The organism is Puniceibacterium sp. IMCC21224 (assembly GCF_001038505.1).
Taxonomy (GTDB): Bacteria; Pseudomonadota; Alphaproteobacteria; order Rhodobacterales; family Rhodobacteraceae; genus Puniceibacterium.
Map to the genome: position 1 here is coordinate 301,016 of NZ_LDPY01000002.1, position 13,703 is coordinate 314,718.

At 59.3% G+C, this 13,703-nt stretch carries 10 protein-coding genes; 3 read left to right on the top strand and 7 right to left on the bottom strand.

What is annotated here, in order from left to right:
* Positions 1-136: 136 nt before the first annotated feature.
* Entirely contained in the window at positions 137-1,924 is a 1,788-nt protein-coding gene (locus tag IMCC21224_RS20885) for a thiamine pyrophosphate-binding protein (protein WP_231582167.1), read from the top strand.
* A gap of 712 nt (positions 1,925-2,636) precedes the next feature.
* On the opposite strand, the gene IMCC21224_RS20890 is transcribed toward IMCC21224_RS20885, so the two are convergent.
* From IMCC21224_RS20890 to IMCC21224_RS20910, 5 genes are all read right to left on the bottom strand, one after another.
* A complete protein-coding gene (locus tag IMCC21224_RS20890; protein WP_047997503.1) occupies positions 2,637-3,197 on the bottom strand; it encodes a hypothetical protein in 561 nt (186 codons plus the stop codon).
* A gap of 4 nt (positions 3,198-3,201) precedes the next feature.
* Positions 3,202-4,710 (bottom strand): tripartite tricarboxylate transporter permease, encoded by a 1,509-nt coding sequence (locus IMCC21224_RS20895; protein ID WP_082135375.1) that lies wholly within the window; start codon positions 4,708-4,710, stop codon positions 3,202-3,204.
* 80 nt (positions 4,711-4,790) lie between these two features.
* On the bottom strand, positions 4,791-5,831 hold the full coding sequence (locus IMCC21224_RS20900; protein ID WP_047997504.1) for a tripartite tricarboxylate transporter substrate binding protein: 1,041 nt from the start codon (positions 5,829-5,831) through the stop codon (positions 4,791-4,793).
* A gap of 252 nt (positions 5,832-6,083) precedes the next feature.
* A complete protein-coding gene (locus IMCC21224_RS20905; protein ID WP_197089271.1) occupies positions 6,084-7,001 on the bottom strand; it encodes an EamA family transporter in 918 nt (305 codons plus the stop codon).
* The gene (locus tag IMCC21224_RS20910) at positions 6,998-9,199 is read right to left on the bottom strand and encodes a xanthine dehydrogenase family protein molybdopterin-binding subunit (RefSeq protein ID WP_053079125.1); all 2,202 of its coding nucleotides are present in this window, start codon (positions 9,197-9,199) and stop codon (positions 6,998-7,000) included. Before IMCC21224_RS20910 ends, IMCC21224_RS20905 begins: the two co-directional genes overlap by 4 nt.
* Positions 9,200-9,457: 258 nt before the next feature.
* On the opposite strand from IMCC21224_RS20910, the gene IMCC21224_RS20915 reads away from it, so the two are divergent.
* Together IMCC21224_RS20915 and IMCC21224_RS20920 are read left to right on the top strand one after the other, a co-directional pair.
* A complete protein-coding gene (locus IMCC21224_RS20915; protein WP_047997505.1) occupies positions 9,458-10,036 on the top strand; it encodes a TRAP transporter small permease subunit in 579 nt (192 codons plus the stop codon).
* Positions 10,036-11,427, top strand: a complete 1,392-nt coding sequence (locus tag IMCC21224_RS20920) for a TRAP transporter large permease subunit (RefSeq protein ID WP_047997506.1) — start codon at positions 10,036-10,038, stop codon at positions 11,425-11,427. Before IMCC21224_RS20915 ends, IMCC21224_RS20920 begins: the two co-directional genes overlap by 1 nt.
* A gap of 56 nt (positions 11,428-11,483) precedes the next feature.
* Here IMCC21224_RS20920 and IMCC21224_RS20925 read toward each other — a convergent pair whose 3' ends face one another.
* Together IMCC21224_RS20925 and IMCC21224_RS20930 are read right to left on the bottom strand one after the other, a co-directional pair.
* Positions 11,484-12,578: a TRAP transporter substrate-binding protein gene (locus tag IMCC21224_RS20925; protein WP_047997507.1), complete on the bottom strand. Its 1,095-nt coding sequence runs from the start codon at positions 12,576-12,578 to the stop codon at positions 11,484-11,486.
* 146 nt (positions 12,579-12,724) lie between these two features.
* Complete coding sequence (locus IMCC21224_RS20930) at positions 12,725-13,678, bottom strand: NAD(P)-dependent oxidoreductase (RefSeq protein ID WP_047997508.1); 954 nt, start codon at positions 13,676-13,678, stop codon at positions 12,725-12,727.
* Positions 13,679-13,703 lie beyond the last annotated feature (25 nt).

The window sequence follows — 13,703 nt, forward strand, 5'->3', positions numbered from 1 at the left end:
TTTTGGAACCTCGTTTTATATAGCAGAACACTTTCTGCGATCAGGCCGCCATTGCATTTTGACAGCTGTCACTACGGTGCTGATACTTGGTAGCGCAACAGAGTTCCGCATAGAAAACCGCAAGGGAGGTGGCTGAATGCCCGAAGACATGAGTGAATCCGACTGGAAGGCCGAAGTCGTACAAGGTCCGCTGGATGAAACGCTAAGCTGGGGTTCAGATGTACCGGCGGCAATGCTGCGTCAGCTGGGCATTCCCTATATCGCGCTGACACCGGGAGCGAGCTATCGCGGATTTCACGACAGTCTGGTCAATCATCTTGGCAATGAGCGGCCCGAGATGCTGTTGTGCCTGCACGAAGAACACGCCGTCGCAATCGCGCACGGTTACGCCAAGGTGACAGGCGTGGCGATGGCGGTGGCCCTGCATTCGAACGTCGGGTTGATGCACGGGACGATGGCGATCTTCAACGCCTTTGCGGACCGCGCGCCGATGCTAATTCTGGGGGCCACCGGCCCGATGGATGCAACCGAACGCCGCCCCTGGATCGACTGGCTACACACCACGCAGGATCAGGGTGCGATGATCCGCCCGTTTATCAAGTGGGACGATCAGCCCGGCTCGGCCGCTGCGACGCCCGAGGCAATGATGCGCGGCTGGAAGATCGCGAATTCGGCGCCCTATGGTCCGGTTTACATCAACCTTGACGCCGGCGATCAGGAATCGCCGCTTGAGTCGCCGCTGGCCCTGCCCGACCCCGCGCGCTTTGCCCCCCTGCCCGAGGCACGGCCCGACGGCGCGCTGATCGCAAAAGCCGCTCAGGCGCTGCTGAATGCCAAGGCCCCAGTGATCCTGTTTGGGCGTGGTGCCCGCACAACTGCCGCGATGGAAGCCCGCGTCGCGCTGGCCGAACGCCTGGGCGCGGCGATGCTTTCAGACCTCAAGGCTGGCACAATGGTACCGTCCGATCACCCCAATCACGCCGGTGCCCCGTTCAATAAATTGCAAGCCACGGCACGGGCTGTGCTGGAAAAGGCTGATGTGATCCTATCACTTGCCGCGGTGGATCTGGGCGGCGTGCTCAAGCAGGCATATGGTGATGAATCGCCCACAGCGACGATCATCCACGCCTCGCTCGATCAACAACTTCATTCTGGCTGGAACCAAGAGCATTTTGCCCTGGCGCCGGTGGATATTGAACTGAATTGCAGTGGTGACGCGGCAGTGGCCGATTTGCTCGCCGCGCTGCCGACCGGCACGGCAAAGCGGCCCGATCTGCCGCCGACCGCCGTCCCCGACAAGGCCGTCGGCACCGCGCTGACCAACCGGGACATTGCCACGGCACTGAAATCCTGTGTGGGTGACAGCCCCCTGACGTTCGCCGGGTTATCGCGTGGTTTTCCTGTCGATATCATGCCACATCGCCACCCTCTCGACTTTATCGGCAAGGATGGCGGCGGCGGGGTTGGCTCGGGCCCTGGCCTGACCATTGGCGCGGCACTCGCACTAAAGGGGTCGGGGCGAATCGTGGTTGGATCGCTGGGGGACGGCGACACATTGATGAGCACAAATGCGCTCTGGACGGCGGCCAAGTACCGCATCCCTGCGCTGTTCCTGATTTCCAACAACCGCAGTTACTTTAATGACGAACTGCATCAGGAATCTGTCGCCAAGCGGCGGGGGCGCAACCCGGCCAACGCCTGGGTTGGTCAGCAACTCGACAATCCTGCGCCTGATATTGCCGGCATCGCACGCAGCCACGGGGTCGAAGCGATTGGTCCGATTGAGACCCACGAGCAGCTAAATACCGCAATGGCCGAGGCAGTTGCTGCCGTACGCGCGGGGCGTCCCTTCCTCCTCGATATTTTGATCGACCCACGCCAGGGCCGTGAGAAGGAGGTCAAACGCAACACCAAAGGCGGCTAAAGAGGCCGGGTATAGCCGTCAGTGGCGGCGCATGCGGCGGCGCCACTGGCCAAATATGCTTTCGTTTACGAGAAGCGTGCCAAACTCAGATGCGCGTTTGCTGTCTTCGCTTTCAGTGACCCACCGAACGGCGAGGCGGGCAAATTTACAAAGCTCCCGGCTCAGTCGCTGGCGTGGATTTCGCAACCAACGTGCGCATACATTTGTTGCGCCTTGACGTGCGCAGCTTTTGAAACGATCAAACCACCGACATCGGACCACTTTGCCACTTCGAAAGGGAACAGTACCCAGCTTTTTGGATGAGGCCAGTATGATGGCAGATCCCGCTTTCGAAATTATTGCTCGGCCTCTTCGCCGGTGCCGATTGTGATAGCCTGATCCTGGTGGACGCCTGTCGCCCCGATAAAGCAAACGTCGGGGCTATACCTCTCGAGCCAGGTGATAGTGGCCGCACCACAGGTCACAATCGAATGTCAAAACAGTCGGCAACCCACAATTTCAACATCCAGATTCGTGTGGTTGATCAGTTCCATCGCGACGTTTGGACTATGGTGAAATCCTTTACGCCAAGACAACCATCCTATTGCAGCGTCTGACGATCGCGCAATTGAAGCGAGAGACCAAATCATGATGACGTGGTTTAAGGCCTCTACTGACCAGCAAAAGGGCGGCGCAAATGGCGCCGCCCCCAATTCATCGCCGGATCCTTGGATCAAAAGAGCCGGTAGCCCGCAAAGTAGCGGTAAATCATGCCTTTATACAGTTCGACATCAAATCCGATCTCGAACAGCACGTAGAGCGCAAAGGTCGTGCCAACCGCCACACAGGCCGCGAGCAGGAACTTTTCCTTTGCAACCCACCACATCAACGCGAAACTGAAGGCAGCGATCCCGACAAGATGCCCAAAGATCAGGATCAGCACCATCAGCGCCACCATCCAACAGCACATCGACAGCACCTTGGAGAAATGAGCGTGCCCGCCGCCGCAAACGCGCCTAAGCTGGGTTACAAAGTCGGAATCTTCACGCCGTTTGCCCAACCGGTAGCCCTGAACCACGATCAGCGCAAAGAGCGGCACCATGATGACAAAGGGCGTGCGGGACGAGACGATAGAATAGCTTGTTGCCTCAAGAAACGCGGCAAAGACAAGCACACCGATAAAGGCCAGAAAGCAAATCTCAAGCGTTATCAGCCCTTTGCGGCGTTCGGTTTCGTCCTGCAATACAGCGCCGGGATCTGCAGCCGCCTCGGCGGAGGTGTCGATATCAGTCATTTTCTCAAACCTCGATGAGTTTGCGGCGGTCACGGTAGATCCCGTAGACGTTGATAGCCAGGAACACGATGGTGATGATGGCCAGCGTCAGCGGAATCGGCTGAAACACAAAGTACGGCCCGTCAAGCAACAGCGCGAGATACAGGTTCTTCTCGACTGCGAAGCCCAGCACAAAGCCGATCAGAAGCGCCGCGCGCGAATAGTTGAGTACCTTCATCACATAGCCGACCAGACCAAAGACCAGCGCAATACCGATGTCGAACACCATCCGATCCCCCGCATAAGCGCCGGTTACGATGATCGCCATAAGCACCGGCACCATGATCTCGGAACGGATCGAGGTTGCGCGGCTGAGTGGGTTTACCAGCCACATACCGATGATGGTGCCGATCAGATTGCCGATGATGATGGTGAAAATCATGATAAAGACGATGTCGACATGGTCGTTCAGCATCTTCGGTCCGGTTTCCAGCCCGAGGATGAACAGGCCCGACAGCAGGATCGCCATCGACGACGAGCCGGGGATACCAAAGGCGATGGTCGAGGCAAGCGCGCCACCTTCGACCGCATCATTCGCAGCCTCCGGGGCGATCACGCCTTCGACTGTGCCTTTGCCGAACTGATCCTTGTTCTTGGAGCTTTGCTTGGCATGGCCATAGGCGACAAAAGCTGCGGGGGCCGAACCCAGGCCGGGGATTAGCCCCATCACAGTTCCGATGGTCGAGCAGCGCAGCACCAGCCACCAGTTTTTGAATGCCAGCCCGATGCCGGTAAAGATCTGCCGCTGGGTATCGCGGGCCGAGAGCGGCTGCTGCACACCACGCGCCAACGCGCCGCCACGGGCAAACAGGTCAATCATTTCGGCCACAGCGAACAGACCCAGGATCACCGGCACAAGCGAAAGACCGTCGGCAAGCCGCTCGGATCCCATCGTAAAGCGGTGGGTGTTGGTCACGTTGTCCACGCCGATCATCGCCAACAGAAGCCCAAGCAGCGCCGCGATAAGACTGCGGGTCATATCCTCTTTGCCCAGGACCGCAACAAAGGTGAGGGCGAGGAATGCCAGCACCAGCACCTCGGGCGGGCCGAAAAACAGCACGACGTGACGCAGTACCGGAATCAGCAGCGCCAGTGCGACCGCACCAAACGTCGCGCCAAGGAAACACGACGCCATTGCGGCACCGACAGCGATGCCAGCCTGACCTTTGTCGCGCATCGGTGGACCATCGAGCAGCGTCGCCGCGTTTTGCCCAGTGCCCGGCGTCGAAAACAGGATCGCGGTCAACCCGCCACCCTGCGCGACCGTAGCATGTGCGCCAAGGATAAAGGCAATGCCTGCGGCGGGCTCCATTTCATAGAGAAATGTGACCGCCATCGCCATTGCAAAATGCCCCGACAGTCCTGGGATCACGCCAATCACAAGGCCGAAAAAGGCCCCGGTCACAAGGTAGGGCAGCACGCTCAGGCTGATCGACTGCAAGAACCCGCTCATCATTCCGTCAATTATGGTCATCGTGTCCCGGCTATTTTTCTAGGTTGGGTAAAGGCGCACCCCGGCCATACGGCAGGATGCGCCCGAATGCCTGGTGCCGCTCAGAGCTCGCCGCGAATGGCCTTTACGAAAAGCTCGTTGATATCGTCGTCAAGCTCGGTCGCCGCTTTGGCGATCGTCACCATATCGGTGCCGCTGGCAAAGGAAAGGTCGCGTTCAGCTTCGGTCATCTTTGTGACGAAAGCTTCGTCCATCATCGCCTGCTCAAAGGCATCGCGCAAAAAGGCGAGCCGATCCTCGGGCACACCTGGAGGGGCCGCGACCGGGCGACCAACCGCCGAGAGCGCATCCCAGGCTTCCAGAATGCGTATTGCGCGCTCAGGATCCTTCGAGGCGTCTGCCTTGTCCCAAACCGACGGCACCCCTTCGAGCACACCGGTCGGCTTTTTCTCGCCGTGCAGGATAACCTTGTGATCGCCCGAATTGACCCCGTCAATCGCAGAGCCAAGCGAGCCCCACATGCCGGTCACATCGCCGCGCAACATCGCTGTTCGAATGTCGCCAGACGCATCAAAGCCGGGGATCACCCGCTGATCTATTCCAAACGCCTCGCCGACGATCACCGCGTCCACATAGGTCGACCCACCAAGTCCGGTGGCCCCGACAACAGCAGTTTTGCCATCGGATTGAAGATCCTCAAAGGTGTCGATCCCGCTGTCGGCACTTACTACAAAGACGCGCACATCGGCGACCATGCGACCGACATAGCTGTACTGACTGACCTTGTAGTCGGCGCCCGCGATCCCGGCGAGCTGGTTGGTAACCATCGCAGAGCCGTTGATGATACCGATATGAGTTCCATCGGCCGGCGAGTTAAAAATTTCAACCGCGCCTTTCATCCCGCCAGAACCGGGCATGTTGACGATATCAACCCGGGAACCAGTGTACTTTTCGAAATAAGGTGCCAGCACGCGGGCATATTCGTCGTAGCCGCCGCCGGGGTTATAGGGAACAATCCATTTGATCACGTTGCCTTTGTAAAACTCGGCGGCGTCCTGCGCCTGGGCCGCAGCCGGCACAGTCAGTCCGGCAACAGCGAGCACAGCGGTACTCACCGCAGCTTTCAGAAATGTTCTTCTCATTGTGTCCTCCCAAGACAGTTTTCGCCTGCGCGTTGGCCGACGTCGCGGTGGTTGTGGGGACGACCTGTACGTGTCTGCAATGACGTATCAATACGTCGGTTTGGCACTATGTCCAAACCTCCCCTCCCTGCGCCCGGGGGCGCCCTCCGTAATGGAGCCTAATGTCCTGCTGCCATGTCCGTCAATGGGACAGCGGTCCACATAAGGGAACGATTTTCAGTGCGTTGCTAGCTGAAAATCAGTGACCTGCTCTCAGCCCGCCGCGACCAGCACGACTCCGGCCATAGCAAGGGCCGCCGCCAACAAGATCGCAACCCCGGGCAACCGTTCGCTCCGAAACACCACGACCGACAGAAAAATGGCGATAAAGATTTCGAGCGACGCAATCATCACCACGGTCGAGACGTCCTCGTAGGCCAGCGCCGAAAACATCAGGATCTGACCCAATGAGACCATCACCGCGCCAATCACGATCCATTTGTCCAAGTGCCGGAACATCCCTTTAAAATTAGCGCGGTAGCGTGGCCAGATCACAGCAAGGACCGCATAGGCGGCAAAGCCGCTCGCCGCGCTGACAAAGGTGCCAAAAGTCGGCGCACCCATCTCGTTCAGGCCCACCTTGCGGGCCACATAGGCTGACCCATAGGCCAGCGCCGCGAACACGCCAAAGAGGTAATCCCGAGGCGGCGGGACGTCCGCCAGCACCGCCCCGCGCGACCGAACAGAGTCGCGGATCAACAGGACAAAGGCCAGCGCTATCGCCACCATGCCCAGCCCGTCCAAGCGGGTGAATGGTTCGGCCAACAGGATTGTAGCAAGGATCACCGAAAAGAAGGGGTTCAAGCGTTTGACTGATGTGGATCGGCTTACCCCAAGCCGACGGATCGACTCAAAGACCAGTGTGCGCCCGAATACCATCGCCAGCAGTCCCGCCAGCACGAACATGCCAAGGGCATGAGCCTCACCTTCGAGCGACGGGGTGCCATAGCGCGGCACCTCTATCGCCAGCCAGAGCGTAGCGGATAAGCCCACGGTGACCAGCACCGAAAACATCACCCCCTTGTCGCCGCCCGAGGTGCGGGTGCGCGAAATACACACATTGGCAAAGGCAAAGGCGGTGGCCGACAGCACCGCGAGGATCTGACCAAGCAGGGGGGCCTGCTCAATCACTGCGCGGACGCATCCCGGATCGCCTGCCACACCTGGCATGGGGTTGCAGGCAATTCGAAATTCCTGACGCCGAGCGGGGCAAGTGCGTCCCGGATCGCACTGGAAAACGCCGCGGTCGATCCGACGGTTCCGGCCTCACCCACGCCCTTCGCGCCTAACGGGTTCAATATCGTCGGAACTTCAACCATGCCGAGCGAAAACATCGGAAGATCAGCGGCACGAATCATCTGATAGTCCATGAAACTGCCAGTCAGCAGCTGACCATCGTCATCGTAAACAATCCGCTCGCCCAATCCAAAGGACAGGCCCATCGCCACGCCGCCCATCACCTGCCCCTCAACCAATTGCCGGTTGAGCACGCGACCGACGTCTTCGACAGCGGCATAGCGCGTGATTTTCACCGCCCCGGTTTCAGGGTCAACCTCAACTTCACAGACGTGGCTGCCGTTGGGATAGGTCGCGGCATCGGGGGTGAATTCAGCCTCCACCTCCCACAGCCCGCCCTTCTCGGCGGCAATTTCGGCGAGGGGCATGTTTTCGTTGCTGCCTTCGCGGTAAAAGGCACCGTCGCGGAAACTCAGATCGCCCGGCGCGCAACCGAACCGATCCGCCGCGTGTGTCCGCCCCTCGTCGATCAGCCGGTCGAGCGCCGTGACCAGCGCCCCGCCCGCCACCGCCAACCCAGAAGAACCGCCGCTGCCGCGCCCGAAACTCAGCGCCGCAGTGTCGCCGTTCACATAGTCGATCTGATCGCGCGGGACGCCGAGCCGGTCAACAACAATCCCGGCCATTGAGGTTTCGTGCCCCTGCCCCACCGACATCACACCCGGCGCAAGGGTGATCCGCCCCGCGGACGAGACGCTGAGTTTGGCGTTGTCTGGCTTGGGGCTGCGTATAGGGCCTGCGGCACTTTCGATACAATTCGCAAAACCGACACCATAGAGCATTCCGCGTGCCCCGGCCGCGGCGCGCCGTGGCGCGGGATCGCCCGCAAGGTCCTGCGCCGTTTGCATGACACGGGCAAAATCGCCGCTGTCAACGGTGTTGCCAAAGGCCGTGGTGAACGGCATCGCCTCTTTGGGAACCAGGTTCATACGGCGCAGATCGACCGGGTTGACGCCCATCACCCGCGCGGCATCGTCAAGCGCCCGCTCAATGCTTTGTGCAACTTCGGGGCGTCCGTTGCCGCGTAAGGGCGCAAGCGGCGGGCGCGCCGACAATTGGCCCGTGATGCTGGCAGCCGCCACTGGCACGGCATACATGCCGGCAAGGCCCGGAATGTTATTCACAATGCCCATTGCTCGGCGGCTGGGGTAGGCGCCGGCATCGACGTCAAAAGCGGCGTCAATCCCGATCAGACGGTGATCGCTGTCAAAGGCTAATTGGATGTCGCCGGAGATGGCGCGCCCCTGAGCATCCGCCAACAGTGCCTCGGACCGGGTTGAGAACCAGCAAAGATCCACACCAAGTTGGCGCGCAGCCCAGATCACAGCGGCATCTTCTCGCGCCATCGGCCCCTTCAGCCCGAAAGATCCCCCGACATCACTGGCCTGAACATGGACCGCGCTTTTCGCCAACCCAAAGTGTTTCGCAATATCTGCGCGCAATGCAAACGGGTTCTGGGTCGAGGCCCGCACATGCAGCCCACCGTCGCGGTGACGCACAATCAGGCCGCGCGGTTCGAGTGATGTTACCGTGGCGCGGGCAATTTCGATATGTGTGGTGCTGGTATGGGCGGCTTTGGCAAAGGCGTCCGAGGTGGCAGACGCATCGCCCACGTTTCGACAAAAGCAGACACCTTGCGGTGGCACCTCTTCGTCCATGTCGACCCAGACAGCGTCGATCGCATCACCCAACGCCGCCTTGCTTTTGGCCACGACCAACGCCACAGGTTCCCCCATGTGGCGCACATGTGTGCCGCAAAGCACCGGGATTGGAAACAACTCTGCCGTGCCGCCATCGTCGCGGGGCAGCGGATCATGGGTAAGCGGAGCAAGATCGGCCATATCGGCTGCGGTAAAAACCCCAAGCACCCCGGGCATCGCGCGAGCATCGTTAGCCTGGATCGCGAGGATTCGCCCGGCAGCCATGTCCGAGCGGACAAAACCCGCAAACCGCACGTCGGCATCCAGATCATCCGCCGCATACAGGCCGCCCCCCCTCAAAAGCCGAAGATCCTCATTTCGCCCTGCTGTCATATGATTTTCCTCCCGTCTCGATCATTGCCGCACCGTAGCGTTCAATTTGGCCGCATTCAACATAATAGAACGATGTTCCGCATACCGGAAAACTGCCTGAGCAAAGCTCCCAGCATGCGGGCCTCTGACATCGGCAAGGAACGACACCCGCACACCGCTTGCACATACGAAACCCACATCTAAATCTTGACTTCTTGCCGCCGCACTTTGATTGACGTCCCAGACAAACTTCAGCAACGTTCAGAAAAGGGGCGAAAGTTGCGTTTTCTTGCCGGGATTGCCGCGTTGATATGCGCCGTAAACCTTATCATTGGAAAAACCTTTGCCTGGCTGTCACTCGCCATTGTGGTGGTGTGCTTTACGGTGGTGGTTCAACGCTACCTTTTTGCGATCAGCTATGTGTGGATGCAAGATCTGTATATCTGGTTGAACGGTGCAATGTTTACCGCTGTGGCAGGATTTGCGTTGCTGCGCGATGATCATGTCCGGGTGGACATCTTCTATCGTCCGGCGCGGATACGGACACGGGCACTGACTGATCTGATCGGAGTGGTCCTGTTTCTGCTGCCGTTTACATGGGTGGTTTACGTCTACTCCATGCCATTCGTGTTGCGCGCCTGGGGCTATCACGAGGCATCCGCAAATGTTGGCGGCATGCCGGGCCTGTTCATCCTGAAATCCTTTGTCATCGCCTTTACCGCACTGATCGCTATGCAGGGGCTGGCGATGATCATCCGTTCGGTTCTGGTCCTGTCTGGCAACGTACAACTGGTTCCAAAGTCGATGCAATACAGTCCGGACAAGCGCCCCGCTGACCTGCCAGAGGAAACCGTTTGATGGATCCGGTAATGATTGGCGAAATCCTCGCCGCTTTGATGTTCTTTGGTGTGATCGGCTTTCTGCTACTTGGATTTCCCGTCGCATTCACGCTGGCCGGCGTGTCCCTGCTGTTCGGCGGAGTCGGCATGGCGTTCGGCGTGTTTGACCCGTCGAACTTTGGCTCACTTCCCAGTCGCTATATAGGCTTTATGACGAACGAGGTGCTGGTCGCGGTCCCGCTGTTTATCTTTATGGGGGTGATGCTGGAACGCAGCCAGATTGCCGAGAAACTGCTGCTCACGATGAGCAAGCTGTTCGGGAACATGCGTGGCGGGCTGGGTTTTTCGGTGATCCTGGTTGGCGCGATGCTGGCGGCCTCAACCGGCGTGGTTGGCGCAACCGTGGTGACGATGGGCCTGATTTCGCTGCCGGCGATGCTGCGCGCGGGCTATGATCCCAAACTTGCCACCGGGGTTATTTGCGCCAGCGGCACATTGGGTCAGATCATCCCGCCGTCGACCGTACTGATCTTTATGGGGGACATGCTGTCGGGCATCAACTCTCAGGTGCAGATGGCCAAGGGGAACTTTGCCCCTGTGCCGGTATCGGTGGGTGATCTGTTTGCCGGAGCATTGTTGCCCGGCCTGCTGCTGGTGTCGCTCTATCTGATCTATGTGCTGTTCAAGGCGGTGACCGATCCCGCCTCGTGCCCCGCAACACCGGTCCCACCCGAAGAAAAGGCGGCGCTGCTGCGCGACGTCTTTGTCGCACTGGTGCCGCCACTGTTGCTGATCCTTGCGGTGCTTGGCTCCATCCTCGGGGGCGTTGCCACGCCGACCGAAGCGGCGTCGGTCGGGGCAGTTGGGGCCATGCTTTTGGCCGCGCTGCGCTGGCGCCTGTCGTTCACGATCCTGCGAGAGACGGCAATCGCAACGGCAACGATCACCAGCATGGTCTTTGTCATCCTGCTGGGGGCATCGGTGTTCTCAATCGTGTTTCGGATGATGGGTGGTGACAATCTGGTGCATGAATTCCTGAGCAATCTGCCGGGCGGCACATTGGCGGCGGTCGCGGTTGTGATGCTGATCATGTTCTTTCTGGGATTCATTCTGGATACGTTCGAGATCATCTTTATCGTGATCCCGATCACCGCGCCGGTGCTGCTGGCGCTGGACGTTGATCCGGTCTGGCTGGGTGTGCTGGTTGGAGTGAACTTGCAAACCTCGTTCCTGACGCCGCCCTTTGGCTTTGCGCTGTTCTATCTGCGCGGCGTGGCACCGCCCGATTTGCCAACCAGCGCAATCTACAAGGGCATACTGCCGTTTGTCATTTTGCAGATCGTGGCGATTGCGATCCTGTTTGCGTTCCCTCAAATTGTCACTTGGCTGCCGCGCCTGGTGGCAGGGTAAAACGAAAAAAGGCCCGGTGTTCCAACCGGGCCTTTTGTGTCGCAAGATCTGACGGATCAGTACTTGAGGTACTTTTCACGCGCACGTGTGTACGCAGAATCGATGCGCTCGGTACGGGTCCGCACAATATTCATCGCCTCGATAAAGCTCTCGGTCGTCTTTTTGACCAAGGGATCGTCGCTGTTGCGCAGCTCTTCGACCACTTCGATCGACGCTTTGGCGCCGGCCTCCATGATATCCTCGGGGAAATCACGCACCATCACGCCGTGATCTTCGACCAGCGTTTTCAGAGCACGCGGATCGTTGGCGATAAAGTCGGCCGAGACCTGATCATATTCCGCCTGGCTGACATCGCGGATGATCGCCTGAAGATCGTCAGGCAGTTCCTGATACTTCTTCTTGTCGACGACCAGTTCGGTCGCCAGACCGGATTCCACAAACGACGGCATGTAGTAGTTTTTGGCGACCTGATAAAAACCCAGCGCCAGATCGTTGTACGGACCAACGAATTCGGCAGCGTCCAGCGTACCCGATTGCAGCGCCTGGAAAATTTCGCCCGCAGCCATGTTGGTGACTGTCGCGCCCAGCTTTTCCCAGACCCGACCGCCCAGACCCGGCGTGCGGAAACGAACGCCTTTGATGTCCTCAAGGCTGGTCAGTTCATTGCGGAACCAGCCGCCTGCCTGAGTGCCGGTGTTACCCGACAAAAAGCCCTGTACGCCAAACTGGTCATAAATCTCGTCCCAGATTTCCTGGCCACCCAGAAAGCGCACCCAGGCCGTCAGTTCGGGCGTGGTCATGCCGTAGGGAACGCCGGTAAAGAACGAAAGCGCAGGCGATTTGTTCTGCCAGTAATAGGCTGCGCCATGGCTCATTTCCGCGCTGCCGTCGATGACAGCATCCAGCGACTGAAGCGGCGGAACCAGCTCGCCTGCCGAATAGACCTGAACGGTCAAACGCCCGCCCGACGCGGCGGTGATACGATCCGCCAGCCGCTGCGCCCCAACGCCCAGACCGGGGAAATTCTTTGGCCAGGTTGTAACCATACGCCAAGTGATGTTGCCCTGAGCAACCGCCGGAGCCGCCAAACCAGCGGCTGCAGCCCCGGCGCCCATCACCCCGGCTGTACGAATAAAAGAACGACGATCCATGATATCTCCTCCCGGAATCGAAAACCCTTTGAAGGCATTTCTGACAATTCGACAAATCCGCCCCGCCCGCAGATAATCCCCGGCTGCCAGAAATGTCCATGGATCTATCGGCACTGTTTGCCGCGAATGCCTTTCGTCGCGCCGACTCAGCGCGGATCTTTGTCCAGCCAGGTTTTGTAATCCGCCAACCCTGCGTCGATATTGGCGTATTTCGGTGCAAACCCCAGTTTACTTTGCGCTTTGGAAATATCCAGCGGCGCGCCGCGCGGCGTGAACGGCCCCGGTCCCAGGGTCATGCCGCTCTCTTTGCCAAGAAGTTTCGCCACCCGGTCAACGATGTCGCGGTGCTGGTAGGCAACGCCGCAGGAAATATTTACCGCTTCGCCATTCATGCCCTCGGCGTTCAGCAGCGCAAGGATGCCCGCAGCGGTATCCTCGACATGGGTCCAGTCCAGTTCCTGATCGCCGCCATTGGCCGAATGCACATCAGACATCCCAGCAAGTGGGCCGAACATCGCCTGATAGAGCGGGTGCATGATCTCGGGCCGCTTGCCGGGGCCGTAAACGAAATAGAGCCGGGCGTTGCGCACATCAAATCCATAGGTCGCACCGTATTGCGTCGCCAGAACTTCGTTCGCAACCTTGGTCGCGCCGTACAGGTCGGTCACGGTGAACGGCGTGTCTTCGGTCTGACCGCCCGGGCGATCACCATAGACAGCGCCGGACGACAGATTGACGAATTTAGGTACACCCAGAATGCGCGCCACTTCGAGCGCGTTCAACAACCCCATGGTGTTGATCGAAACGTTCCGAAACGGCCGATCCTTAAAGGTCGGGCCGGCAATGACCGCCACGCCGAATACGATCGCATCAATCTTGTCGCGATATTTCAGCGCCATCTCGATCATCGTATGCGAATCGAGCACATCCACCGACTCAAGCGTGATGCTGTCACGCACCTCTTCGAGATAATCGAGGCCAAGGCTGCTGAACCGGGCGGCGCCCATGTCAAAGATGATCACCTCTTGGCCCTGGTCAATCAGTTTCCGAGCCACCCAAGACCCGACATGCCCGAGTCCGCCATAAATCAGAACAGCCATGACTGTCTCCTTTTGTCGTTTCTAG

Coding starts and splice junctions, on each gene's coding strand:
- IMCC21224_RS20910 (WP_053079125.1), bottom strand. CDS start 9,199: ATGACAGCAGGGCGAAATGAGGATCTTCGGCTTTTGAGGGGGGGCGGC.
- IMCC21224_RS20895 (WP_082135375.1), bottom strand. CDS start 4,710: ATGACCATAATTGACGGAATGATGAGCGGGTTCTTGCAGTCGATCAGC.
- IMCC21224_RS20920 (WP_047997506.1), top strand. CDS start 10,036: ATGGATCCGGTAATGATTGGCGAAATCCTCGCCGCTTTGATGTTCTTT.
- IMCC21224_RS20885 (WP_231582167.1), top strand. CDS start 137: ATGCCCGAAGACATGAGTGAATCCGACTGGAAGGCCGAAGTCGTACAA.
- IMCC21224_RS20930 (WP_047997508.1), bottom strand. CDS start 13,678: ATGGCTGTTCTGATTTATGGCGGACTCGGGCATGTCGGGTCTTGGGTG.
- IMCC21224_RS20925 (WP_047997507.1), bottom strand. CDS start 12,578: ATGGATCGTCGTTCTTTTATTCGTACAGCCGGGGTGATGGGCGCCGGG.
- IMCC21224_RS20900 (WP_047997504.1), bottom strand. CDS start 5,831: ATGAGAAGAACATTTCTGAAAGCTGCGGTGAGTACCGCTGTGCTCGCT.
- IMCC21224_RS20890 (WP_047997503.1), bottom strand. CDS start 3,197: ATGACTGATATCGACACCTCCGCCGAGGCGGCTGCAGATCCCGGCGCT.